Annotated in this window: 18 protein-coding genes; 14 read left to right on the top strand and 4 right to left on the bottom strand. The window is 60.8% G+C overall.

Annotation, left to right across the window (positions count from 1 at the left end; genetic code table 11):
* Positions 1–387: 387 nt before the first annotated feature.
* On the top strand, positions 388–1,920 hold the full coding sequence (locus ACVZUB_RS20050) for a hypothetical protein (RefSeq protein ID WP_482627693.1): 1,533 nt from the start codon (positions 388–390) through the stop codon (positions 1,918–1,920).
* On the opposite strand, the gene ACVZUB_RS20045 is transcribed toward ACVZUB_RS20050, so the two are convergent.
* Positions 1,835–2,260 carry a nuclear transport factor 2 family protein gene (locus tag ACVZUB_RS20045; RefSeq protein ID WP_162114799.1) on the bottom strand — a complete coding sequence of 142 codons (426 nt, stop codon included), beginning with the start codon at positions 2,258–2,260 and terminating at the stop codon, positions 1,835–1,837. The genes ACVZUB_RS20050 and ACVZUB_RS20045 overlap by 86 nt on opposite strands.
* A 381-nt stretch (positions 2,261–2,641) precedes the next feature.
* On the opposite strand from ACVZUB_RS20045, the gene ACVZUB_RS20040 reads away from it, so the two are divergent.
* From ACVZUB_RS20040 to ACVZUB_RS20020, 5 genes are all read left to right on the top strand, one after another.
* Positions 2,642–4,246, top strand: a complete 1,605-nt coding sequence (locus tag ACVZUB_RS20040) for an ABC transporter substrate-binding protein (RefSeq protein WP_333837285.1) — start codon at positions 2,642–2,644, stop codon at positions 4,244–4,246.
* A gap of 8 nt (positions 4,247–4,254) precedes the next feature.
* Complete coding sequence (locus ACVZUB_RS20035; protein WP_162114801.1) at positions 4,255–5,214, top strand: ABC transporter permease; 960 nt, start codon at positions 4,255–4,257, stop codon at positions 5,212–5,214.
* A gap of 47 nt (positions 5,215–5,261) precedes the next feature.
* Positions 5,262–6,065, top strand: coding sequence for an ABC transporter permease (locus tag ACVZUB_RS20030; RefSeq protein ID WP_256261659.1), 804 nt, complete (start codon positions 5,262–5,264; stop codon positions 6,063–6,065).
* A gap of 36 nt (positions 6,066–6,101) precedes the next feature.
* Positions 6,102–7,802 (top strand): dipeptide ABC transporter ATP-binding protein, encoded by a 1,701-nt coding sequence (locus ACVZUB_RS20025; protein ID WP_482627692.1) that lies wholly within the window; start codon positions 6,102–6,104, stop codon positions 7,800–7,802.
* Positions 7,803–7,865: 63 nt separating this feature from the next.
* Complete coding sequence (locus tag ACVZUB_RS20020; RefSeq protein ID WP_482627691.1) at positions 7,866–8,840, top strand: TauD/TfdA dioxygenase family protein; 975 nt, start codon at positions 7,866–7,868, stop codon at positions 8,838–8,840.
* Here the strand turns inward: ACVZUB_RS20020 and ACVZUB_RS20015 are convergent, their stop codons facing one another.
* Both ACVZUB_RS20015 and ACVZUB_RS20010 read right to left on the bottom strand, forming a co-directional pair.
* Entirely contained in the window at positions 8,841–9,683 is an 843-nt protein-coding gene (locus tag ACVZUB_RS20015; protein WP_482627690.1) for a hypothetical protein, read from the bottom strand.
* Positions 9,684–9,714: 31 nt separating this feature from the next.
* Positions 9,715–11,508, bottom strand: coding sequence for an alanine racemase (locus ACVZUB_RS20010; protein WP_482627689.1), 1,794 nt, complete (start codon positions 11,506–11,508; stop codon positions 9,715–9,717).
* 160 nt (positions 11,509–11,668) lie between these two features.
* Here ACVZUB_RS20010 and ACVZUB_RS20005 point away from each other — a divergent pair, with 160 nt between their 5' ends.
* Both ACVZUB_RS20005 and ACVZUB_RS20000 read left to right on the top strand, forming a co-directional pair.
* Positions 11,669–13,114 carry an amino acid permease gene (locus tag ACVZUB_RS20005; protein ID WP_007729264.1) on the top strand — a complete coding sequence of 482 codons (1,446 nt, stop codon included), beginning with the start codon at positions 11,669–11,671 and terminating at the stop codon, positions 13,112–13,114.
* Positions 13,111–14,031 (top strand): universal stress protein, encoded by a 921-nt coding sequence (locus tag ACVZUB_RS20000; protein ID WP_003940649.1) that lies wholly within the window; start codon positions 13,111–13,113, stop codon positions 14,029–14,031. Before ACVZUB_RS20005 ends, ACVZUB_RS20000 begins: the two co-directional genes overlap by 4 nt.
* A 42-nt stretch (positions 14,032–14,073) precedes the next feature.
* Here the strand turns inward: ACVZUB_RS20000 and ACVZUB_RS19995 are convergent, their stop codons facing one another.
* Positions 14,074–15,075 carry an MBL fold metallo-hydrolase gene (locus ACVZUB_RS19995; protein ID WP_482627688.1) on the bottom strand — a complete coding sequence of 334 codons (1,002 nt, stop codon included), beginning with the start codon at positions 15,073–15,075 and terminating at the stop codon, positions 14,074–14,076.
* 296 nt (positions 15,076–15,371) lie between these two features.
* On the opposite strand from ACVZUB_RS19995, the gene ACVZUB_RS19990 reads away from it, so the two are divergent.
* From ACVZUB_RS19990 to ACVZUB_RS19965, 6 genes are all read left to right on the top strand, one after another.
* Positions 15,372–16,472, top strand: coding sequence for an LLM class flavin-dependent oxidoreductase (locus ACVZUB_RS19990; protein WP_221742702.1), 1,101 nt, complete (start codon positions 15,372–15,374; stop codon positions 16,470–16,472).
* A 110-nt stretch (positions 16,473–16,582) separates the two neighbouring features.
* A complete protein-coding gene (locus tag ACVZUB_RS19985; protein WP_482627687.1) occupies positions 16,583–18,706 on the top strand; it encodes a hypothetical protein in 2,124 nt (707 codons plus the stop codon).
* Positions 18,699–20,216: an ATP-binding protein gene (locus ACVZUB_RS19980; RefSeq protein ID WP_007729274.1), complete on the top strand. Its 1,518-nt coding sequence runs from the start codon at positions 18,699–18,701 to the stop codon at positions 20,214–20,216. The genes ACVZUB_RS19985 and ACVZUB_RS19980 overlap by 8 nt, the downstream gene beginning before the upstream one ends.
* Entirely contained in the window at positions 20,213–23,137 is a 2,925-nt protein-coding gene (locus ACVZUB_RS19975) for a Z1 domain-containing protein (protein ID WP_482627686.1), read from the top strand. The genes ACVZUB_RS19980 and ACVZUB_RS19975 overlap by 4 nt, the downstream gene beginning before the upstream one ends.
* A gap of 33 nt (positions 23,138–23,170) precedes the next feature.
* Positions 23,171–24,025, top strand: a complete 855-nt coding sequence (locus ACVZUB_RS19970; RefSeq protein ID WP_003940667.1) for a ParA family protein — start codon at positions 23,171–23,173, stop codon at positions 24,023–24,025.
* On the top strand, positions 24,022–24,513 hold the full coding sequence (locus ACVZUB_RS19965) for a hypothetical protein (RefSeq protein ID WP_047889239.1): 492 nt from the start codon (positions 24,022–24,024) through the stop codon (positions 24,511–24,513). The genes ACVZUB_RS19970 and ACVZUB_RS19965 overlap by 4 nt, the downstream gene beginning before the upstream one ends.
* Positions 24,514–24,529: the final 16 nt, after the last annotated feature.

Here is a 24,529-nt window from a genome sequence, read left to right as displayed (position 1 = left end):
GATAAGGACTTCAGAACCGTGCTGTCAGTCGTTGTCGGTCCGGCTGACTCGATTCTTGCTCGCGCAGGCGATAGTGGGATCGACACGTTGACACCTTTGCTGGTTTGGGTTGTCGGGGACGGCTCGACGGATGCGTTGCTCACGGTGCATGAACGGTTTGATGCCATGACCCGTCGAACTGTGGCGGACGAGTCAACATCCCCACTCATGTTCATGAGTACCTGTCAAACATTGGTTCATCAGTTGGTTCGAGGGCTGATACGCGGTGTTCCCTCCCATCACGATTCTTCGTGTGGCTCGTTGGTAGAAAGCGCTTCGCTGAGTGCTCAGATGCGGGGTGTCGGTTATGCAGTGTCGTGATTGGAGAGATCTGTGGAGAGTCAGGGTATGAAGGTCGATATCGCTGAACTGAGCGTTCTCCGTAGTTTTGTTGCGCCGGACGGGAATCCGTCCAGTGAGGTTAAGGCCCCGAAAGGGGTTGGACGAGGATTTCGCTGTCTTTTCCGCGAATTCGACAATGCACACGGTGGTGCCGTCGCCAATGTTCAATCTCTGATCGATTTTCGACAGAAGTTGCCGCAAGCCGAGCGAGCGACGCTCGATGCGCTATTTCTGTGGCCGCTGGCGTTGGTCGAATCAGAAGGTCACTCCGTCGGATACCTCACCGCGGTCGTCAAGCCACGTTTCGAAGAGCGCGTACGCACTCCGCATTCGGGAGAGGTCACAGTTCCCCGGACACTGGACTGGCTGAACAATCCTGATCATGCACGCGCTGTGGGTGCCTCAGTTGTGGTCGAATCACACGACATTATTCTGCGAGTGGCCTATTGCGCACAGATAGCGCGAGCGATTCATTTCGTGCATTCTCGCGGGGTGGTGTTCGGCGACCTCGGTCCCTTACAGGTGGTTACAAGTGATTCACCCATCGACGTGATGTTGGTCGGAACAGAGTTCATGCGTGTCGGGGGATTCTCTGGAGAGCAACAGAGGGTGCATTCAGTGGGCATGTGCCCGACTGAATGTGCCCGCGGGCAGACTGTGCACGACGTTGGCACTGATCGATTCAAACTTGCCGCGTTGTTCCGCCGCATTCTCGGTGAGGCCGAAGAGAGTCCGGCGCCTTTGTTCTCGCTGGGCGCCCGGATCGACAATGAGGGAATCGGTATGTTCGACCGAGGACTCGGGACAGACCCTCACGCTCGACCGTCGGCTTTCGAATGGTACTCGTATCTGTATTCCCAAACTGTCTCACATTCTGCCCCTCCGGTGATCGAGATGTTCGAGGTGCTTCCCGAACACGGGTTGCGCTATCAGTCCATCGAAGTCACTTGGCGCGTTAGGGGGCATCGACGGCTGAGTCTCGAATCGCCTTGGGGTGAAGTGCATGCGCTCGGAATTGGTGCGTCGCGGCACCGGCTGACGTTGAAGCAATCCGGTCAGTTTCGTCTCGTAGCTTCGAATGGTCACGGTACGACTGAGCAGTCGACCGATATCGTGTACGCCTTCGATCCGCCGGCAGTTAGATTTGTCGAAGTTCCGGAATTGGGCGACATTGCGACGGCGATGACGGGGCTTGATTCGACGTTCCTCGCGGAACAGGTTGTGCAAGGCCCCGAGTTCAACTGGCTCGACGGAAATTTTGGTGCAGTGGCCCTCCCAGAGCTACCGCGACTACCAGAACTTCCACAGTTCGATTCGGTGGAAGTTCCACTGCGCCAGATCGATTGGGAAGAACTGACCTCCGTCGTCGATCACGCAATGCGTACCGCCGAGAAGGAAGCCCGCTACGGCAACGCTGGTTTGTTGCTTCTTCGGCGGCGGGCCGGTGTGTTCTTCAGCCGCGCGAGATCACTCGTCGCGACAGTCGCCACCGCCCATCTTCGAGTTCGAACTCGTCGGCGTAGCTCCCGACGCCACTGAGCTTGGGAGTTGTGGTCGTGTCGACGTAGAACGTCCACACCGCATCCGCGCGGGCTGTAGTTTCCGAGGTCACGTCCACGGCGATCGCCGTGGTGACGTGACGCGTGAACGTGCCAGGCCCTTGAATTCCGGCCGCCCTGCGCTCGACTACTCCAGCAGCAATTTCTTCACGGCCACGTCGTACCTGTGCGGGGATACCGCGATCGGGATTGGCCGGCATGTTCCATTCGGCCCCGCGGGTGAACTGCTCCACGTAATCCTCGACCGAGCCGGTATCGGCAAGATGTGCGATGCGAGCGAGCGTTGAACGAATCTGTTCGGCAGGGCCCTCGGGTTGCATGCTGTTCTCCGTACGTGTGGGTGCTGTGGTGGATCGCAGGATATTGCCCGTGGACCGACCGAACACCGAGGCGTCCCAGTCAGTGGCAGCAGTTAAGAGAAATTCAGATCACCGTGAGTCCAACTATTTCCCCGATATCAGGGGAAATGGTTGAGTATCCCCTGAAGGCAAAAGCCTTAATTCCGACCGGGAGGTTTCACACCGTGTCCGTCGCTCCTCGATGTCGGCTCTGACTTCTTCGGCGCCACAACGACTGTCGTAGCAGCTCGCCTTTCTGAATTCCCGGGAGTGAGCATGTCGGAACGACACTCTTTCCCATTCTCGCAAGCGTGTGCCCTGAGAGTGCACAGCTGCGCACCTATTACGAAGGACAACACCTCCGTGAACTCGTCTCTTTCGACGGCCGGTCTTGACCGCCGTGCCTTCTTCCGTGGCAGTGCGATCGCCGCATTCGCCGTCTTCGGTAGCGGCTCACTGGCCGCGTGCTCCTCTGCAGTCGGCGAACAACGCTCGGACGCAGTTGAATCAGTCGAGCCGGTTCGAGGTGGGACGCTCACACTGGCGATACCGGACGACGTCAGCCCTGCGGCACTTTTGACCAGCACCACCGTTGCCGGTGTCACGATATCCGGGCTCGTGTACGAGACCCTGACCCGCTATCCACTCGATTCGGTAGTGCCACAGCCAGTTCTGGCCAAGGCCTGGAAGCTGTCCGACGACGGGTTGACGCTCACGCTCGATCTGCGCGATGACGTCACCTTCCACTCCGGCCGGCGCTTCACCTCCGCTGATGCGGAGTTCTCGCTACGCACCTATGCGGACCCGAAATTCTCGGCCCAGCTCAGGAGTACTGCGGCCGCCATCACCGGCTTCGACTCTTCGAATCCCAATACGCTGGTTCTCACCCTTGCACACCGAACCGGGAACATCTTCGATCTTCTCGATCTAGCGCCGATTTTCGACCCCGAAACGTTCGACAAGGCGGTGACCGGTGAATCCTTCGTTGGTACGGGCCCTTTCGTATTCACCTCACGCACCCCGAACAGTTCCATCTCCTTCGATCGGAACCCGGACTACTGGGTCGCCGAGCGGCCGTACCTCGATCACGTGGAAGCGCGGATCGTTCCGGACGCCCAAGCGCGCCTGACATCGCTGAAGTCCGGACAGGTCTCTCTTGTTGCTCCGGCGTCGTTGCCCTTCCGTGACTCACAGAACTTGGCCAAGACCAGCGGGTTCGCGACAACCTCGATCGAGGGTGCGGAATTACAGATATACCTGGGCGCAAACGTCACCGCCGACGGTCTGACCGATGTGCGGGCACGAAAGGCGTTGGCCTACGCGATCGATCGTGATCGCATCATGAGTGAGGTGTATCGCGATACCGGGTATGCGGCCAATCTGCCGTGGCCGAAGTCGTCGCCCGCCTACGACGCTGCCAAGAACGCGACCTACACCCGCGATGTCGGCAAGGCGCGCGCCCTGGTCGGCGATCTGGGCGCACTGCCGACCATTCCGTTGACCTACACAGGAGCGAGCCCGGATTTCGAAGCCGCCGCGCAGATCGTGCAGGCCAATCTCGCCGAGGCAGGGATCCGCGTCGAGTTGGACCCTGTCGAGGCATCCATCTTCGTCAAGCAGTTGATCGGCGCTGAGTTCAAAGGACTTTGGCTGACCAATCACACTTTTGCGCAATATGTTCCGTCAACCCTGACGGTCAGCGCCTACCCGTTCAACGCTGCACACAATGCCTCGAAGTTCAGTTCGCCGGCGTATTCCGCCGCAGCGGAGGGTGCGTGGCAGGTTCCCGACGGTTCGAGCGATGAGGCAAAGAAACTGTATGCCGAATTGGGCACGCAACTGTTGAACGAGTTGTTCTTGATCGAGATCGGTGTTGTCGTGCCGCAGGTATCGGCGGCCGAGACCGTTCGTGGTCTGGCCTGGACAAAGGGTCGCCAGCCACAATTCGCCAACACATTCCTGGCGTAGGGGATTCGATGATTCGTTACATTGCGGGGCGACTACCGTCGGCGGTGGTGGTTCTCTTCCTCGCGTCGATATTGATCTTCTCGGTGATGCGTCTGGTGCCTGGCGACCCCGCGTTGGCTCTCGCCGGCCCCGATGCAACTCCGGAAGCGATTGCAGCCATTCGTCATTCGCTCGGTCTCGACAAGTCGATTCCCGCGCAGTACCTGACCTGGATCGGCGACGTACTGATATTGGATCTCGGGCGTTCGTTCGTTCTCGGCGGCCAGATTTCCGATCTGGTGCTGGCGGGGTTGGGGAACACCGCAGTTCTGGCGGGAAGTGCGTTGCTGCTGGCCGTCGTGTTGAGTCTGGTGCTCAGTGTTGCGGTGCTGGTGTGGCCGAAGAAATGGCTGACCTCGGTGGTGAACCTTCTGAACACTCTCTCGGTTGCTCTGCCCAACTTCGTGACCGGTGTCCTTCTGGTTCTCGTCTTCGCGGTGCTGATTCCGGTTCTGCCATCCGGTGGTGTTCCACCAGGTGGGTATCTCGCTCGTCCCGACATCACGTTCCAGTACCTGTTGCTGCCGTCACTGTGCCTCGCACTTCCTGTCGCGGCCGCTCTCACCAGGTTCCTGTCCGAAGCGCTGCGCACCGAGATGGCGCAGCAGTACGTGATCACCGCTCGCGCAGCCGGTGTGCCACGGTGGAACTTGGTTACACGCAGTGCATTACGCAATGCACTGCCAACCATGCTCACCGTGCTCGGAATTCAGACCGGGCACCTTCTCGGCGGAGCCGTACTGGTTGAGGCGATCTTTGCCTGGCCTGGCATCGGCCAATTGATCGAGCAGGGAATCGGTCGGCGGGATTACCCGGTGGTGCAGGTGCTGCTCCTGCTGTCGGTCACGATCTTCGTTCTGATCCAACTTCTGACCGACATCGTGCATGCCTACCTCGACCCACGCATCCGAATCGGAGGGCAGCAATGACGGTGGCCGATCAGTCTGTTGACGAAAGGGTTTGGCGATCTCGTCCTGTGGGCGCTGCTCTGACGCACGGTCAGGGGCTGGCGGGTGTGTTGATCCTGTTGGTCATCGCAGTAGCGGGAATTGCTGCTCCACTGTTGACCCACTACGGGCCCAACGAGCAGATCGAGGGTGCAAATCTGCTGGGGGCCAGTGCACAGCACTGGTTCGGAACAGATCAGGTCAACCGCGACGTCTTCGCTCGTTCGCTCCACGGAATCCGGATCAACCTCGTAATCGTGCTCGTCGCGGTGCCAGTGGGTGCGATCATCGGTTCACTCGCAGGCCTGGTGTCGAGTATCAATTCGGTGGCAGATGTCATCGCACAGCGGATCTTCGATGTGATTCTTGCCTTCCCGCTGCTGATTCTGGCGATCACGTTGGTCGCGATCACGGGGCCAGGAGTAGCGCCGGTGATCGCGGTGATCGTGGCTGCTGAAATACCCTTGTTCGGGCGCCTGGTGCGAACGACGGTGTTGAAGGTGCGCGAACTCCCGTTCGTGGAGTCGGCCGAGGTAATCGGTGCGGGGCGGTGGTGGGTACTGCGTAAGCATGTGCTGCCCAACGCCGTAGAACCGCTGGGTGTGCAGATTGCGCTCTCCATGTCGGTTGCGGTGTTCGCCGAAAGTGCGATGAGCTTTCTCGGAATCGGCGTGCGCCCGCCGGATCCGTCTCTCGGTTCGATCATCGCGGGCGCCATTCCGAACCTCGATGCCAATCCGGCCTACGCGATCGGACCGTTGGTGATCGTCTCGGCGCTGGTCCTGAGCTTCCTGCTGATCGCCCAGGGACTGGGCAAGGCCCACCGAATCTGAAATCGCCACCGCCACCACCACTTCAAGGACGTAGTCATGAATGCAACACCCGCACAGGCAGTTCTCGCCATCCGGGATCTGGTGATCGAGTTCGATGCCGACGGTTCCGTTGGCTCGTCGACAACTGTGGTCGACCACGTCAACCTCGAATTGGGTTTCGGTGAGATATTGGCGTTGGTCGGCGAGTCCGGATCCGGTAAGTCGTTGACCGCACGCGCTGTTCTCGGGTTGTTACCGGACGGCGCGCAGGCCCGCGGGTTGATCCAACTCGGTGGCAAGCAGGTGCTCGGTGCCGACGAGGCGACGCTCAATCAATTGCGGGGGACTCGGGCCGCGATGGTTTTCCAGGAGCCTCAGACTGCACTGAATCCAGTGCAGAAGGTGGGTTGGCAGATCGCGCAGGCGCTGCGGGCACACGGTAAGATCTCGCGTGCCGACGCCAGAGTTCGCGCAATCGATCTTCTACGGATGGTGGAGATTCCGGAACCGGAGCGTCGGGTCGACTGGTATCCGCATCAACTCTCGGGTGGACAGAAGCAGCGGGTTGTCATCGCGCTGGCGTTGTCGGGTTCTCCTGATTTACTCATCGCCGACGAACCGACTACTGCGCTCGACGTCACCGTGCAGGCCGAGATTCTGCAACTCCTGCGTAATCTGCGTGATCGTTCGGGCACTGCAATACTGCTCATCACACACAACATGGGTGTCGTTGCGGACATCGCAGATCGCGTGCTGGTGATGCGATCGGGCAGGGTCGTCGAGCAGCAGTCCGTCTTCGATCTCTTTGCGACGCCGCGTGAGTCGTACACAAAGGCTTTGCTTGCGGCCGTGCCACGTCTGCCGGAGGCCGACCAGCCGAAGCCTGTGGTTGCTCTGATCGATAGCGAAGGCGACGCGCTAGTCCCGCCGATCCTGCGGTTCGACGCGGCCTCCATTGTGTACCCGGCGAGGCTGGGCAACAGAGAGTTTCGTGCGGTCGATCAGGTGAGCCTGACGGTTCAGGCCGGCGAGGTTGTCGGACTGGTCGGTGAATCGGGATCAGGGAAGACAACTCTCGGCCGGGCCGCGCTCGGTGTTATCAGGGCCAGTAGTGGCATCGTTGCTTTCGACGGAACCGATCTCGGAAAGATCTCCGCCGCGAATCTTCGGGGCCTCCGCAAGGGAATGGCCTTGATTCATCAGGACCCTGCGGCATCTCTCGATCCGCGTCGGACGGTCGGACAAAGCGTCGGCGAGCCACTCGAAGTCCATCGCTTTGCCACCGGAGCACTGCTGCGAAACCGGGTGGGGGAGTTACTCGAATCAGTTCGCCTACCGAAGTCTTTTGCTCACCGGGCACCAGGAGAACTTTCCGGTGGTCAACGCCAGCGTGTTGCGCTGGCCCGAGCACTTGCCCTCGGACCGAGACTGCTGGTGGCCGATGAGCCGACCAGCGCTCTGGATGTTTCCGTCCAAGCCGATGTTCTTTCACTCTTTGCCGATCTCAGGGAGGAATACAACTTCGCATGTCTGTTCATCAGCCACGATCTTGCAGTCGTCAATCAGGTAGCCGACCGGGTAGCGGTACTTCGCAGCGGGGAGTTGGTCGAAGAGGGCCCCGCTGCAGAGGTATTCAGCTCGCCACGGCAGGACTACACACAACAGTTGGTTGCCGCGGTGCCTGTTCCAGATCCGCGTCGTCAGCGCGCCGGGCGGGAACGGGAATCACTGGTTCCCGACCTGACTGTTGCCGTTTGACCCGTCTCGACATCGAACAGCATTACCACCACTCAACCTTTTGCAGACTCATAGGAGCTTGACATGTCCATCACCGAACTCGAACGCGTCACTCAGACCCCGGAGCAGATCTACGCTGCCGGCGGAATCACTGTCCACAAGGTCGGTGAGCTGATCGGCGCCCGCATCGACGGCGTACACCTCTCTGGGGATCTGTCCGAAGAGACCGCCTACGCGATCAACTATGCGCTGGCAGCGCACAAGGTTGTGTTCTTCCGTGGGCAGCAGCATCTCGACGACACGTCGCAGTACGAATTCGCCGGAACCCTCGGCAGCCAGACCACCACGCATCCCACTCTCAAGTCCAAGGACAACAAGCTGTTGGTGCTCGACGGCGCTGCCAGCAGCTGGCACACCGACGTCACTTTCATCGATCGCATCCCGAAGGCATCGATCCTGCGCGCGACCACAATTCCCGAGTACGGCGGAGCCACCACGTGGGCGTCTACCACGGCTGCGTACAACCAACTGCCGCATTCGCTCAAGGTATTGGTCGAGAATCTGCGCGCTGTCCACACCAATGCCTACGACTACGCCGAGATTATCGACAAGGTGAAGCAAGGCGACGCTCAGCGCGTGACGAACTACTCCGAATTCACCCGCGAAATCTACGAGACGGAGCATCCGGTGGTTCGGGTCCATCCTGCGACAGGGGAGAAGACTCTGCTTCTCGGTCACTTCGTCAAGGAGTTCGTCGGACTGAAGCCGTCGGAGTCGGTTGCTCTCTACCAGCTTCTGCAGACACGAATCATCAAGTTGGAAAACACCGTTCGGTGGTCATGGGCTCCCGGTGATCTGGCGATCTGGGACAACCAGGCAACCCAGCACTACGGGATTTCCGATTACGGGACACAGGCGCGCAGCGTGCATCGCGTGACGTTGGCCGGTGACGTTCCCGTCGACGTCCACGGTGAGCAGAGCCGCATCATCAAGGGCGATGCATCCGAGTTCTCGATCATTGCAGACATCGACCGGCTTCCCGGCTTTGCCGCGAATTGATCAGTCGAGGTGCGGGTGATCCGGCGGGAACATCTGTCCCCATGAGTGACTGCACGCTCGGCACGTCCATTCCGGGGTGTCCGGTCCCACGACGCAGCCTGTTCCGGCGAGCCACGGTAGGTGATCGAACGGATGGACCGGCATCCCCGGGGAACACTGAGCGGTTCTGTGTGCACCGCAGTGTGGGCACGGTGGATTTTTCGCCAGCATGTAGTCGATGAAGTTGGTGTGCCCAGACGTGGCCATCCTTCCGGTGCACTTGCGGCACAGGACGGCGGGGTAGTCGTCACCAGGTTCAGCCTGCCTGAAGATCCGTGATGCGGAATGAAAGTGAAGGCGATCGCCGCTGTTGAACATTCGCAACGGCAGCGGTGAGCGGCAACCTGTGCAGTTTCCCCGCTCGTTCATCAACATTCGGGCGTGGGCAGCTGTGGACGTCGGATCCAGCGTGTCGATGTCGCCGAAGTAGTGCGCATAGTGTGACTGGCCGGCCGTGAGAATCCGGTCGGCCAGTGCGTCGTCGACCGGCCCCGGGTCCGTGGGAAACGTGATGGACCATCGTTGTTCGAGTTCGGGAACGGTGGGCAAACCGTGGAGTTCGTACGGGCGTTCATCGACTTCAATCGGCGACGTGCCGTCGAACGGCGCAGCCACGGTCTCGATGCAGAGCAGCGTGCGAGGAGTGGTGTCGAGAACCGTGACCAGCAGGTCACCGATGGCCATCTTTCCGTGCATGATCCAGGGATCGACACGGGCTCGGGGTTCGAGAAACGCGACCACGGCATCGATCCATGGCGTGCCGAGGGCGATGAATACGTGCTGACCGGAGCTCCGCGTGATCATCGGACGATTCTCGCAAGGGCTGCCGACAGCGTCAGGCTTTGACCACCTTGCGCCCGAGCAGCGATGCAACCAGTCCGTCGACGAAGGTCGCTTGCCGTCCGAGGGGATCGGAATCCGCTGCCGCGACGCTGCCGATCGAAATCGATCTCGTCAGGCCGGTCTCGCTGATGAATTCGGCGGCGAGGTGCGCTTCTCGGAATGTGAGGCCGCCCAGATGTGTCGTGTCGTCGACTCCGAGAACACGTCCGTCGATGATGTCCATGTCGAAATGGACGTGGACGCCGTTCACACCCTGGCCCGCCGCGGCGAGGACGCGAGGCATCAAGGCCGCCATGCCATGGCGATCGATCTCGTCGATCGTCACCAGCAATACCCCGTACTCGTCGAGTGCGCGCTTGTGATCGACCGTGGCGTCCTTGACGCCCACCAAGACGGTGTTCTCCAAACTGGGGCCGTGCAGATCCGCCGCCGACGACAGCAATTGTTCGATATCGCCGTGGGAGGCGAAAATGATTGCACCCAAATCGGTTCCAGGTTCGGTGGCGATCGGAATTCTGGTGTTCTGCCAGGCTTCGGCAGTGAGCCACAGCGGCAGCGTTGTGAGATCCGCAGCGGCATTCTCGGCTTGAATGCAGTCGAAACCGATTCCGGACATGTCCTCACGTAGGCCGTGATCGAGGAGATGGCTTGCCAGCCCGGTAGTTTCGAGGTCGATCAATTCGACGGTCGCATTGGCATCGATCGGTTCGGTGCCCAGGACGTAGCGCTTTTCGACGTAGGGCGATGTCATCGCCATCAAGAGCGCGCCGTAATCGATCGTGAAGTCGACGGTGCCACCCAGTCGGTATTCGTCGCCTGTTTCTCCGGCGTCGACGAGGAGGTGATCGCTACTGGCGCTGATCACCTTCAGACGCGGATCGATCGGGGTCAAGCCTTCCGGCGAGATGTCCTCGCGGCCGATGGACAAGATCAGGCGTCGGCTCGGCTTGTCCTCGTTGTCGAAGACGGGGCGTCGGCCGAACGCGTCTTCCCCTGAGACTCCATACGGCCGCGACGGCTTGATCTTGGCCTCGATGATGTCCGCGGTGAGAGTGAAGGCGTCGTTGTTCAGCAGTTCGTACAGTCCTGGGGGAGTCGGTGATTCGGCCAGAACGATGCTGGCACCCAAACGCAGATGGTTGATCCCCTCGGGCATCGTTCCGGTCTCGAGGAGTGGCAGAGAGAACGTATTGCCGCCGGAAACGATCGGCAGTTCGATCGAGAACCGCTTCGTGATTTCGTCGGCAATGTAGACCAGATTCGACAGGTTGTCGACGGTTGGCTGGATGCCGCCGACGCACGCGAGATTCGCGCCGATTCCGATCAGTCTGATGCCCTCGATGGGAAGGATTTCGGCGACTACATCCAACGCCTCCGCCGGCAGGATCCCTTCGCGGAGATCTCCGAGGTCGATCATCAGCACGATGTCGTGGATTACTCCTCGCGCCCGTGCTGCTCTGCCCAGAGCAACAATCGTCGTCAACTCGGAATTGAGGCTGATGTCCGCGTAGCGGATCGTGTCGTCGATCTCGTTGAACGACGGTGCGCGGATCAGCATCAGGGGAACGGTGATGCCGTCGCGGCGAATGCGGGCCAGGTTGTCCAGGCGGGAGTCGGCGATCTGTGCGACGCCGCCGCGGACCATTGCTCGGGCCACCTTGGGGGAGCCACATGTAGATTTGCTGACGCCCGCCACCGCAATACCCTTGGCATTGGACGCTTCGACGAGGACGCGCGCATTCTGTTCGATACGACGCAGGTCGACGGTGATGGTCGGTCCGGTCATGATCTCCCCGTTTTCTCCGAAGGCGGTTCACGATCCGGGCATTCCAGACCGGACGGTTGGCGTGAGCTGGGCAACTTTGCTCCAACTGTTGTGTCGCAGGACACTTACGTGCAGTATGAGGATACAACAGTTTCCTACCAGGCACTCTAGAGGAGCGTCGATGGCTACTCTCGTCAAACACGTACTTCGGCGCAAGCCGGCTTTGCAGATAGACCAGGAGACCGGCGCAGATACCAACGGCGGCGAGCTGACCCGCAGTATCGGTTTGGCGCAGTTGTCCATGTTCGGCATCGGCGCCACGATCGGCACCGGTATCTTCTTCGTCCTCTCGCAGGCAGTCCCGGTTGCGGGTCCGGCAGTGATCATCTCCTTCGTTGTTGCCGGTGTCGTCGCGGGACTCACAGCGATTTGTTACGCGGAGTTGGCCGGAGCTGTCCCGGCGTCGGGCTCGTCGTATTCCTACGCTTACGCGACGCTCGGAGAGCTTCCGGCCATGGCCGTCGGCGCGTGTCTGCTTCTCGAGTACGGAGTCTCGGCCGCGGCGGTGTCCGTCGGATGGTCGCAATATTTGAACCAGCTACTGGGCAACCTCTTCGGGTTCCAGATCCCCGACGCGTTGTCACAAGCGCCGGAGCAGGGCGGCATCATCAATCTGCCCGCAGTGATCCTGGTGTGCCTGTGCGGTGTTCTGCTCATCCGCGGCGCCAGTGAATCGGCCAAGGCCAACGCCATCATGGTCTCGATCAAACTCGCAATTCTGTTGCTCTTCATCGTGGTCGGCATCGCCGGATGGAACAGCAATCACTTCGCCGACTTCGCACCGTTCGGATTCAGTGGCGTCATGTCCGCCGCCGGAATCATCTTCTTCTCGTACATCGGCCTCGACGCTGTGTCCACCGCCGGCGAAGAAGTGAAGAACCCTCGTCGCAATCTCCCTCTCGCGATCCTCATTGCGCTCGTGTCTGTCACCGCGATCTACATCGCTGTTGTCGCCGTCGCGATCGGTGCACAGGATTCCGCATCGTTCGAAGGTCAGGAAGCCGGACTGTCCGCCATCCTCGAACAGGTGACCGGATCTACCTGGCCGGGAACACTTCTGGCCGCCGGTGCGGTGATCTCGATCTGCAGCGTCACGCTCGTGGTCATCTACGGTCAGACCCGGATCCTGTTCGCGATGTCACGCGACGGCATGATTCCGTCGATCTTCCACAAGGTGAACCCGCGGACTCTGACGCCGGTGCCCAACACCATCATCGTCTGCGTCGTCATCAGCATTCTGGCCGGTTTCATTCCGATCAACTTCCTCGCCGAAATGACCAGCATCGGAACTCTGGTGGCCTTCCTCGTGGTCTCGGTCGGGGTCATCATCCTGCGGCGCAGTGACCCGGACCTGCCGCGCAGCTTCAAAGTTCCCGGCTATCCGGTGACGCCGATCCTCTCGATCCTGGGCTGCCTGTGGATCATCAAGGACCTCCGAACCGTCACGATCTACGTATTCCTCGTCTGGGTGACCGTCGCGATCATCTGGTACTTCGCCTACGGTATGAAGCACTCGCGCCTCGGGGCGAAGAACCGCGCCGAACTGGGATCGGAGTCCGAGTCATGACGTTGCTCGCGGGATACGCACCCGACGGTGACAGCTCCGGAACCGTCCATCTGGCAACGCTGTTGGCGCGCTCGTCCGGTGAACCGCTGGTGATCTGCGCGGTGATTCCCTCGCCGCCACCGCCCGGGATGGCGCGTGTCGACGCCGAATACCACCAGCAATTGCGAGCCGAAGCCGAAGCGGCACTGGCGAAAGCGCGGGCCGACATGCCCTCCGACGTCGACGTAACCTATGTCGTGCATGAGGCTCAGTCGACGTCGAGTGGCCTGCTCGATCTCGTTCACGAGCACGAAGCCAAGATGATCGTCCTGGATTCGTCTACGGCCGGGGTGTTCGGTCACGTGGCTCTCGGCAGTGTCACCTCACGCTTGCTGCACAGCTCCGACGTTCCGGTCGCCCTGGCGCCGAGGGGATTTCGAACCAAGCCCGGTGAGGTGGTTCGCCGCGTCACCGCCGCATACTCGGGCACACCCGATCAAGACGATCTGGTGCTCGCCGCCGCGACCGTGGCTGCGCGTGTCGATGCCGGACTCAGACTGGCGGCGTTTGCAGTTCGCGCAAACGCGCAGTACACGACCACGCTCGGGACCGAGGGGGATTCACCGATCATCTCTGAGTGGGCCGAGGTGGTCGAGCGCGAGACCAACGCTGCCTTCGAGCGCGTGCGTGCACTGCCCGAAATACCCGACGTCATGGAATCGGTTATCAGCCATGGTCGTAACTGGGCCGAGGCGCTCGAGGGTGTCGAGTGGGACCGAGGTGACGTTCTGACTGTCGGCTCGAGCAAGGCAGGTCCACTGGCGCGGGTGTTCCTCGGCAGTCGGGCGGCGAAGATCGTGCGGTACTCACCGGTTCCGGTGGTGGTGGTGCCGCGATCGGCGTCGACCCGAATAGTCGATCAGGCCGAAGCGGAATAGAGATCATGGCCGACGAGCGGAGTGCTTGTCGGCCCTGATCTTTCAGACGGAGCGAGCGAAGAGCGCTGGCTCGGAGCCGGGAACCTGAGAGACCTGCTCTCGGGCAACCAGATGGCGAAGGTGAGCTGCGCCCTCGGAGAGCGCCATCGTCTTTCCCATCGGGGAGATCTCGGCCCACGGCTTGTACCACTTCATCTTTGCCGCGACGTCCCACACCGTGAGCTTGTCGTCGGCGAACTCCTGCAGCAGGTGATCGAGTCGCTCCTGGTGATGCTCGATCAGCTCGCCGGCGCGACCTCCGACGTCGTCGATCGGAATGCCGTGTGCGCCGAGACCGCGGGTGATGTTCATGTTCTGCACCCGTGCGAGCGAGTCGAGGAAATCGGCGAGGGCATCACGCTCGTCGAGGGGGTACACGAAGTTGCCGACGTGGGGTGTCGTCTTCTGCAGGACGTGCTCGCCGGTGAACATGACGTCGGCGTCGTCGAGGTAGAAGCAGACGTGACCAGGCGTGTGGCCGGGGGTGTAGACAACGCGGAGGCCGCGGCCGGTGAGCGCGATGATTTCGTCGTCCGCGAGAAGGCGGTCGGGAGCGGACTCGGGGCCCACCGGAGACTCACCCGCGGCAGCCAGTCGGAATGCATCACGGTCAGCTGCGGGCGCTCCGGCACGTTCCATGTTGTCGAGCTGGTACGCCATCCACTCCTCGTTACGCGCAGTGGCCATCTGATCGAACAAGTAGTGGTCGTCCTCGTGCATGGCGATCCAGGCGCCGGATGCCTCGCGGACCCGTCCGCACAGGCCGGTGTGGTCCGGATGGAAGTGCGTGACCACAACGCCCTCGATGTCGGTCACCGAATGCCCGATCTCGGCGAGCCCGGCGTTGAGGCCCTGCCAGCCGTTGTCGTCGCCCCAACCAGCGTCGACCAAGATCAGTCCGCCGGGGGATTCCATGGCGTAGACGAGCGTGTGCCCGAGCGGGTTGTCCGTGATCGGGACAGGAATCTGAAATATGCCATCACCGATGGCTGCCGCACCGTTCATATCAAGTACCTCTTAACGATAAGGGAACGCACTCTTAGTACTTCATGTTTACCGTGCGCTCGTTTGGTTGGTGACACAGGTCCTGCCTGGCGGGAGTGCGGCATGTTTTCGGTCGACTTCGGATCGGGGAGAGTTTTATCGACCGAATGATGCCATTGAGTCGAAAGTAGTTGTTGAATAGGGTTTTTCGTGATTTCGCCGTGTCAGGGGCGTCCTCGGATGGCGGATCCGTCGACGAGTCGCGCACTAGCCTCCGAGGGACAGGCGCGCTGTGCGGTTATCGAGAAAGACGGGTCATGCGTTTTCAGGTTCTGGACATCATTTTCAACCCACCCCATCCAGTGACCGGCGAGGAAGTTGCCCCGTCCGATCGGCTCAACCGCGTCGTCGAACTGGCGGTTCTCGCCGAAGAACTGGGTATCGATTCGTTCTCGGTGGGTGAGCGCCATGCCGGGCCGGTTCTTTCGTCGGCGCCAACCGTCGTTTTGGGGGCGATTGCGCAGGCCACGGACAGAATCCTGCTCTCGACGGGTGTCACGGTCCTTTCGCTACTCGACCCGATCCGAGTCGCCGAAGATTTCGGAACCATCGATCAACTCAGCCGGGGACGCCTCGAGATCGTGATCGGCAAGGGCAACGAGGTTCTTCAATACCCGCTCCTCGGTCTGGACATCGCCAAGCAGTACGAGTACCTCACCGAGAACTACGAACTCCTCAAACTGCTGATCAGCGAGGAAAACGTCAAGTGGGTGGGAACGCACCGGCCTTCGCTCGAGGACGCGACGACGCTACCGCGTCCTTTCGACGGCCCGTTCCGTATCTGGCACGGATCGGCTACCTCGTTCGAGGCCGTCGAACTCGCGGCGAAGTGGGGTGACCCCATCGTCACCGCCAACGCCTTCCAGCCTCGTGAGAACTACAAAGTGCTGATCGACCACTACCGCGAGCAGTACCTGGCGTACGGACATGACCCGGCCAAGGCGTATGTCGGTTCGGGTTCGGGCGGATTGTTCCTCGCCGACACGACCGAGCAGGCCATCGAAGAGTTCCGTCCGATCTACGAAGGCGCCGTTGCGCAGGCCGACAAACGCAAGCACGATCCCAAAGCGGTCGGAAAGTCGACAAGCTTCCGGACCATCGAGGAAGCCGTCGACCGTGGGCCGGCATTGGTCGGGTCTTCGGAGCGAGTCGCCGAGAAGATCCTCGATTATCACGAGAGCTACGGCCACGATTTCCAATCGGTGTCGGTCAATCACGTGCTCGACTTCGAGCAGCAGAAGGACACTCTGCGCCGCTTTGCCGAGGAGGTCATCCCGCTGGTGAAGGCCGAACTGTCGACGACGCTGTGGACGTCGGTCGACAAAGATCGGGCGAAGGGTTTCACCGCCGTCGACTGAGCGGAGAAAGTCTGACTGTCGGGTAAGCAGGTCCGGCGCTGCGACCGCTCACAAGCTGCAGTAACTTGTTACCGACATCGCGGTCGGTTTTGACTGCAATGAAGGTATCCGTGAGTGGGAGTAGTGCGTTGACGTTGGGTGTGAACTCGCTTCCCGCGAACGAGCTGAGTCAGACGCTGTGGGTCGATCTGTTTCCTTGGCTGGACGACTACGTATCCGATCGTGCTGCGCTGCTCGAGCCGCTGGCCCCGTCGCCTGATTGGTGGTTCAGCGAAGCGCCGTCGTTCACTGTTCTCGAGGTCGATCTCGAGAAGGTTCTCTCCGAGCTGGCGTCCCTCTACATCGCTCACCACGCGGCAGCGGTATTACAAGAGAGCTTTCCGCTCCTTGGTGAAGATCTCCCGCTGGAGGTGTTGAGTCTCGATACTCGCGCAGTGACGGCGTTGTCACGGCTCACCACCGACAAAGCAATCGGCGGTCTACTGACGCATACGACCGCTGAGATCTTCGGCGTGCGCGGAACGAGCGAACAGACGGTGCACGACATAGTGCTCAACCTGTTGGTCTGTGCGGTCATGACGACTCCGCTCGCCCGCGTCGAGACCGCTGAGGAATCAGTTGCCCCACCCGCGATCACAGCGCTGCTCGACGATCTCGCTCAGCTGGCAATGTGGCGACGGGTCCGAGGCCAGGACAGCAGACCACTCGTCACCGTCGAGATCGACGATGAATCTCCGGCCTCGATTCAGGAAGTTGCCGCCCGGATCTCGGCTCTGACGCCGAACGACTTGCCCGACACGGACAGTACTGACGCGATGGACGAGATCGACAATCTCTTCTCGCAGCTGGATGAGCGGGAGTCGTTGGTGTTGCGTGAGCGGATCGTGGCGCGAGTTCCGCAGCGCAGGGGAGCGATCGGAGCCAAGCTCGGTGTGGGCTCGGGGCGGGTCGGGCAGATCGAGGCCGACGTGAAAGCCAAACTCAACGCGGCGTGCGGATTCGGGACGGCGGTGGGGAACCTGCTTGCCAGCCTGCGGGTCGAGATTCAGCCGGTAGCTTCGCTTGATCGCCTCCTCGACGTGCATCCGAGCATCGCGGCGGAGGTGCCTGGTTACGGAGTTCCGCTGTGGTTGGTTCTGGACCGTCTCGACGACTACTTCGAGGTGACTGACGGTTGGGCTGCCGCTCCGGGCGTCGCGGAGGCCAAGAAACGGACTCAGACCTTGCTCGAGGACTTTGAGTCCCCGAACGGTGTGGTTGCACTCGACGACGTCGCCGAAGTGGTGTCGATGTCACGCGGCGAACTGGAGAAGTGGCTTGCGTGGTGCGGCGTTGTCGTTGTGGCGGAGTCTGCGCTGACGCGTGCGCGTCGGATCTCCGATCTGGCAGTCGGCGCGCTCGAAGCCGTCGGATCGCCGAAGTCCGTCGTCGAGCTAGTGGACTTGCTGAAGTCCGATCGCAGTGAGCGGTCGATCGAGCGCGCGCTCGAGGCCGACGATCGCGTGGCGCTCGACGGCGCAGTGTGGCGGCTGCACGCCTGGGGAAGCGCGGATTCCGTTGGGGAGGAACCGGTTTCTTCGGGAGAGGCTGAAGAAGCCAGTGAGTTCAACATTGGTGGTGACGGGATAGTCCGGCGCAAGCGGACACGCAACACTGCGAAGACGCCAGAGTTGACTCGCCGCCTGTACCGGTCAGGTAGTACGTGGCGGTATCGACTGACTGTGACCGCAGATCATCTGCGGGGCTCCGGATTTGCTGTACCCGCCGGTGTTGCAGTCGCTGCCGGCTGTGTGCGCGGTGAGACCATCGAGTTGGAGAGCCACCTCGGCGTTCAAGCAGTTCGGTGGACCGGAGCGCAGCCGACGTTCGGCACTATCCGCCGATTCCTGCGTGAACTCTCCGCTGTGGAGGGCGAAGACGTGTTGCTCGAGCTGTGGCAAGACGGAACCTTCCGCGTGGTCCGACCGGCGATCGTTCACTCTGACATCGACCCACTACGTCAGGCACTTGCAGAGGTTGGCAATCGCGAGCCATTGCGAACTGCCGAGAGACATGTGGTGCGGATTCTCGCCGAAGCCGTGTGTCTGGACGGTGAAGACCGTCCACGAAAGATACTGCGCGCGTACGAAGATCGTGGTGAAGGCGTGGTTTTGGACTTCCTGGAGGCGGCATGGAGGCGCGGCGAAGCATCCGAAATCGACGAGGTAGAGGGTAAGGATGCATCCCATGACTGACGTCGCGGACACCCGCATAGTGGGCACCAAGATCCTTGCTGCGGACGAGTCCCTCGCCGGCGCCATCGGCTTGCACCACACCATCGCGACAGCGCTCGCCGATCTGATCGACAACAGCCTCGACGCCGAGGCCTCCCACGTGCTGATCAGGTTCGTTCAGGACGGCACACGGATCGTGTCGATGATGGTGATCGACAACGGCTCCGGCATGGACAGTGACACCATTGATTCCGCGATGACCTACGGCCGCCGACGCGACTATGCCGCCGGGGACCTGGGTCATTTCGGTGTAGGGATGAAGGCGGCGTCGTTGAGTCAGGCTCGGTTGCTCCGAGTGTGGTCTCGAAAGTCCGGGCACCCGACGCAGGGCCGCGAGATCGACTCGGCCTCAGTGCAGGGGCGTCAGTCAGTTTCGGTGATCGAGGACCGGCAAGCCGAAGAATTCTTCGACGCAGTCACGCCCCGCTTTCCCTTCGACACCGGAACTGTTGTCGAATGGCGCGGCATCACAACATTTCTCATGTCCGCGCACGCGGACGAGCAGACCAGCTGGCTCGAACAGACCATCAACGACGTGCGCAGTCACCTCGGCGTCGTATTTCACCGTCTCATCGAATCCGGCCGGATCGCTCTGACTGTGGATGTCTTCGACGTCGAAGCGGGACGCGCCGGCGCGCTGCGCACAGTCAGTGCCATCGACCCGTTCCGGTATCCGCGCACCGGCGACCCCAACTACCCTCGGACACTTACCGTGTCGATCGCCGGTGCCACAGTAACCGCCGAAGCTCACATGTGGCCCGCCCGGAGCAATGCACCGGAATTTCGCATCCACGGCGCCCCCGGCCGCGACCAGCAGGGGCTCTACTTCTATCGGCACGATCGACTCCTGCAGATCGGCGGCTGGAACGCGATAGTGCGGGGCCGACCGGACTACGGATTGGCACGAATTGCTGTCGATCTGAACGATTCTCTGCTGCAGCACATCACCATCAATCCCGAGAAATCGGGGGTGACGCTCGACGCCACTGCGTCGGCTGCCGTCGACGGGGCCGTCTTCACGGATTGCAACGGTGGATTCCGTTCGTATCTGACCGATGCCGAGCGCGTCGTGCGGGCAGCCCGAAGTTCTGCACCTCGGCCGATCAGCGTCATCGAGCCGGCGTCCGGCTTTCCGGAAGACGTGCTCGATTCCTTCAGCGACGCCTTCGAATTCAGCGTCGGTGATGATCCTGTTGCTGTGGGTTGGCGAGCCTTGGCGCGTGATCAGTTCTTCGAAGTCGACCTCAAGACTCGGACTTTGTGGATCAATGCGCGTTTTCGGCGTGATCTGCTCGGACGTCGCAGTCTCGACCCGGCTGATGCTCCGGTGCTCAAGACGCTTGTCTTCCTGTTGGTGAGTGAGATGTTCGAAGGAACGAGAATCGGCGCTCGTCAGAGGGAAAAGATGCAGGCGTGGCAGGAAGTGTTGATTTCCGCAGTGGCAGCGCACCGGGAGCAGGTAGTGCAGTGAGTGATGAAGTATTCCGTGCGGTTGCGCGTGAACTCGGTGACGGGTTTCCGCCCGAGAACGTGCTCTACCCGGTCAACGCGCGCCTGCGAGCGAGCTATCCGGATGGCCTGACCATCGCGGACATCATCGATGTGTTCCTCGATGAGAGTGCTGTCGGTGTACGAACGGCGCTCACCTCGCGTCTACGGCAGTGGGATGCGGAAAGTGTCGAGACGTGGGTAGGCTCGACTGTTCCGCAAAGTCCGGAACGGCGGGCTCGGATCTACGACTTGTTGGGATTGCCGGTCGACGCCCACGCCGAGATGGATGCGCACTTCCCTCGCGAAGGTGGGCCCGTTGTCATTGCGGCTCAGCAGCCGTGGGACCCCTGGTACACCTCCGAACGCCGCCGCGAGCACGACTTCTATTGGCGCGCTTACAAGCGAGTTCTAGCCGACAAGAACTGGGACGAGGCGACAATCGGAAAGCTGGACATTGCAACCACTGAGGTTGTGCACCGGCTTGCGGATCCGACGCGGCCCGAGCCGTATCAGTCCAAAGGTTTGGTGGTCGGCTACGTCCAGAGCGGGAAGACGGCGAATTTCAGTGGCGTAGTGGCCAAGGCGATCGACGCTGGGTACCGCTTGGTCATCGTTCTGACCGGCACTATCGAGATTCTCCGGAGCCAGACTCAGCGACGCCTCGACATGGAATTGGTCGGTCGTCAAAACATCAGTGCAGGCGTGGACGACGACTACGCCAACGACGAGGACTGGCGAAACGGGAACTTTCTCGAACACGAAATCGATCCGAACAAGACCAATGAAATCCCGGCTATCCGTCGACTCACCACCTCGACCTTTGACTACAAGAGCCTGCTCGCGGGCCTGAGCGCACTGCACTTCGAAACCGTGGATCACTCCCTTCCGCTGAATGATCCGAAGAATCTGTACCCCAGCAATATTCGCATCGCGGTCGTGAAGAAGAACGTCTCCAGCCTCAAGAAGCTGGTGGCCGATCTGAAGAAAGTGCCGACCGAACTCGATCAGATTCCTGCCCTGATCATCGACGACGAAGCCGATCAGGCATCGGTGAACACGATCGATCCGAAGAAGATGAAAACCGAGCAGGTCGAGCGGACGGCGATCAACGGTCAGATTGCCGAGATCCTCGGTCTACTCGAGCGTGCCCAGTACATCGGTTACACCGCAACACCTTTTGCCAATGTGTTTGTCGATCCGGAAGACAGCGTCAACGTCTTTCCTTCGGACTTCATCGTCAGTCTCGAGCGGCCCGGCCCGTACATGGGTGGTGCGGACTTCCACGATCTAGACGATCTCGAAGACGACGACAAGACTCCGGCCAATTCGAACCAGAAAGCGTACGTACGGGATCTCCGGGCCGAGTGCGACGAGGATCGCTCAGCCGAGCAGTTGCGAGCGCTCGACTCGTTTGTCCTGACGGGGGCGATCAAGCTATTCCGGGAATCGAAGGGCGCCAAGCCGTATCGGCACCACACGATGCTGGTGCACGAATCGGTGAAGCAGGCCGAGCATGACGCCGTAGCCGACGACTTCAAGGCCTTGTGGAAATCGGCCGGATACAGCCAGGCCAAGAGTCTTTCCCGGCTGGACAAGCTCTGGGCCGAAGACTTTGCGGTGGTGAGTGCGGCTCGGGGCAGTGAACTGGAGAATCCTGGTTCGTTTGCCGAGTTGGAGGAATTCATCGGCGCTGCCTACGACAAGATTTCCGAGGGAACCAGCCCCGTTATCGTGGTCAACGGCGCGGCCGAGAAGGACTACAAACAGGATTCCCTCGATTTCCAGGAACGCGGCGTGTGGAAGATTCTGGTCGGCGGAACAAAGCTGAGTCGCGGCTTCACGGTCGAGGGCCTGACCATCACTTATTACACGCGTCGAACGGGCCAAGCTGACACATTGATGCAGATGGGACGATGGTTCGGATTCCGCCCCGGGTACCGAGACTTGGTGCGCCTGTTCATCGGCCGCACGGTTGGCGGACCCGCCGGCGCGGACTACGACATGTACAAGGCGTTCGAGGCGATCGTTCGGGATGAGCAGGAGTTCCGGAACGAGCTCACCAGGTTCAGCGGCGTGAACGAGAAGGGCGAACCGTGGGTCACTCCACGCGATGTGCCGCCGATGGTGTTTCAGCAGCTGCCGTGGCTGAGGCCAACGGCTCGAAACAAGATGTTCAACGCCGATCTGGTTTATCGAGGCATGGGCGGTGAAAGTTTCAGCTTCACGATGCAGCCCCCGCGAGGCGACGGTTCGATCAACGCTCGGCACTTCGACGCGGTTGCACCATTATTGAAGTCGTTGGGCGAAACAGGGTCCTTCAATTTCGTTGACAAGGATGATGTTTCGCGATCGTTCACTGCGCGATACGGCATTGTCCCTGCCCATGTGGTGTTGGAGGCCGTCGACCAGTTCGAGTGGGCGAACGGGTGGGATTTCGGTCCCCACCGCGAAGCGCTTTCGACCGCAATCGCATCCGGATTGCTCGAGGATTTTGCAGTTCTGCTGCCGTACCCTAAGACCCGGGAGCCGATCGAGATCAAGGGTTGGCACGAGAAACTTCCGATCGTCAATCGCAAGCGTCAGGAACGCGAGTACCGAACAGGTTTCACCGGTACGGCCGTCCGTGAGCGCGATGCGATCGAGCACATTGCGGGCAGCCCGAAGAAGAACGGTGGACCGCTTGCGGGTGCTCTTCATCGGAAGACTCGCGGTGCATTGATTCTGGTATTGGCGAACGATCCGGCTCCTCGTCAGTTGAAACGGGCACAGGCTGGTCCCGTGGACTCGCGCGATTTTGCGACGTTGTTCTCGTACGCGCTTCCGCACGCGGTGGAGCCGTTGGGGCGAATCGGTTTTCGGGTGAAGCAGTCAGGGACAGGGGCGATCGTCGATGCGAACTAGGTGTGTTGTGGTGGGAGACAGGAATGGGTTCTGATGGCTAAGACGATTGCGACGATCAACCTCAAGGGCGGCGTCGGTAAGACGACGATCACCGCGGGGTTGGCCGAGTTCATGTCGCTCGAATTCGGTCAGCGCGTGCTGTTGATCGACCTCGATGCGCAGATCAATCTGACGACGATGATGATCAGTGAGGATCACTGGCTCGAACTCAACAAGCAAGGGCTGACCAGCGCAACCATTTTCCGCGACGCCGTCGATGGCACGTCGAACTTCGATCTTGAAGCCTCGATTCAGCGCGGAGTTTCTCCGGTCAAGCGAGTGACGGGTGTGGATCTGCTTCCCTCATCTCTCGATTTGATCGAGCTGCAGGAGGAGATCAGTGCCCTTCGGGTTGCTGATCGGAACTCCACCAAGCCGGTTGAATTGTTGAGGGATGCCGTCGCCCCGGTGATGCCGTACTACGACTATGTTCTGATCGATTGCCCGCCGAATCTCGGGCCGATCACACTCAACGGATTGGCCATGGCTGACGGGTATGTGATCCCCACGATCCCGGATGTGCTCTCCACGTACGGCATTCCGCAGATCCAGACGCACATCGCGAAGTTCGGCAAGGAACTTGGTCGGGAACTCTTCGAACTTGGGTTGGTGATCACCAAGTACAAGTCCAACTCGGCGGTGCACCGCACGACTGTGCGAAATCTTCGACGCGATCCCAACGTCCCTCACGTATTGCCGGAGTATCTCGCGGAGTCGAATCAGATTGCCGCGTCGGCGGAGTTTCACCCGTACAGCACTTTGAAGGTGAAGTACGGCAATGCAGGTCAGTTCGATCAGATGCGTGCAATTACGCAGAACATTCTCACGGAAGCGCAGGCGAAGCTATGAGTGCGGGTATCGATGAGGCGCGTCGTCGCGTGCAGGTGCAGGAAACCGGTGCAGCGCTCCTCAAGTTGGGAGCAACCAATGCCTCGGCATCGGTGTTGCTGGCCAAACTGGTTCAGGTAGTTGCAGAGGAAGCTGCCCGTACCCCGCGCTTCGCGAAGGCAATCGAAAGCGCTTTCGCAGTTCCGTCGGATGGATCCGCCGTTGTGGTACCTGCTTCTGCGCCGGCGCCGCGTCGTCGTGCTGCGGCTCCGAAGGTGAAGCGGGAGCCGGGGGCTTTCGACCCGTTCGAGGTCTTCAAGCTTGATGGGGAAGAGGCTCTCTTGGAGCGTCTTTCGGCCCTCGATGCCGACGGGATCAAGGACATCATCGCGGAGCAGGAAATGGATACGCACAAGGAGACGGGTCGCAAGCGCAAAGTGGATGTGCTTGCGATCTGGACTGTCGAGCGGGTGAAGACTCTTACCTCGAAGGGGAGTGCGTTCCGGTAGGGGCCGCAGGCCTGGT

It is taken from the genome of Rhodococcus sp. OS5, assembly GCF_056837585.1.
The sequence above is the reverse complement of the archived record's forward strand: the minus strand, read 5'-3'. Positions and strand labels throughout refer to the sequence as shown.

Excerpts from the sequence above, each read along its gene's own strand:
- ACVZUB_RS20050 (WP_482627693.1), top strand. The coding sequence starts at position 388 with ATGAAGGTCGATATCGCTGAACTGAGCGTTCTCCGTAGTTTTGTTGCG.
- ACVZUB_RS20045 (WP_162114799.1), bottom strand. The coding sequence starts at position 2,260 with ATGCAACCCGAGGGCCCTGCCGAACAGATTCGTTCAACGCTCGCTCGC.
- ACVZUB_RS20035 (WP_162114801.1), top strand. The coding sequence starts at position 4,255 with ATGATTCGTTACATTGCGGGGCGACTACCGTCGGCGGTGGTGGTTCTC.
- ACVZUB_RS20025 (WP_482627692.1), top strand. The coding sequence starts at position 6,102 with ATGAATGCAACACCCGCACAGGCAGTTCTCGCCATCCGGGATCTGGTG.
- ACVZUB_RS20020 (WP_482627691.1), top strand. The coding sequence starts at position 7,866 with ATGTCCATCACCGAACTCGAACGCGTCACTCAGACCCCGGAGCAGATC.
- ACVZUB_RS20015 (WP_482627690.1), bottom strand. The coding sequence starts at position 9,683 with ATGATCACGCGGAGCTCCGGTCAGCACGTATTCATCGCCCTCGGCACG.
- ACVZUB_RS20010 (WP_482627689.1), bottom strand. The coding sequence starts at position 11,508 with ATGACCGGACCGACCATCACCGTCGACCTGCGTCGTATCGAACAGAAT.
- ACVZUB_RS20005 (WP_007729264.1), top strand. The coding sequence starts at position 11,669 with ATGGCTACTCTCGTCAAACACGTACTTCGGCGCAAGCCGGCTTTGCAG.
- ACVZUB_RS20000 (WP_003940649.1), top strand. The coding sequence starts at position 13,111 with ATGACGTTGCTCGCGGGATACGCACCCGACGGTGACAGCTCCGGAACC.
- ACVZUB_RS19995 (WP_482627688.1), bottom strand. The coding sequence starts at position 15,075 with ATGAACGGTGCGGCAGCCATCGGTGATGGCATATTTCAGATTCCTGTC.
- ACVZUB_RS19990 (WP_221742702.1), top strand. The coding sequence starts at position 15,372 with ATGCGTTTTCAGGTTCTGGACATCATTTTCAACCCACCCCATCCAGTG.
- ACVZUB_RS19980 (WP_007729274.1), top strand. The coding sequence starts at position 18,699 with ATGACTGACGTCGCGGACACCCGCATAGTGGGCACCAAGATCCTTGCT.
- ACVZUB_RS19970 (WP_003940667.1), top strand. The coding sequence starts at position 23,171 with ATGGCTAAGACGATTGCGACGATCAACCTCAAGGGCGGCGTCGGTAAG.
- ACVZUB_RS19965 (WP_047889239.1), top strand. The coding sequence starts at position 24,022 with ATGAGTGCGGGTATCGATGAGGCGCGTCGTCGCGTGCAGGTGCAGGAA.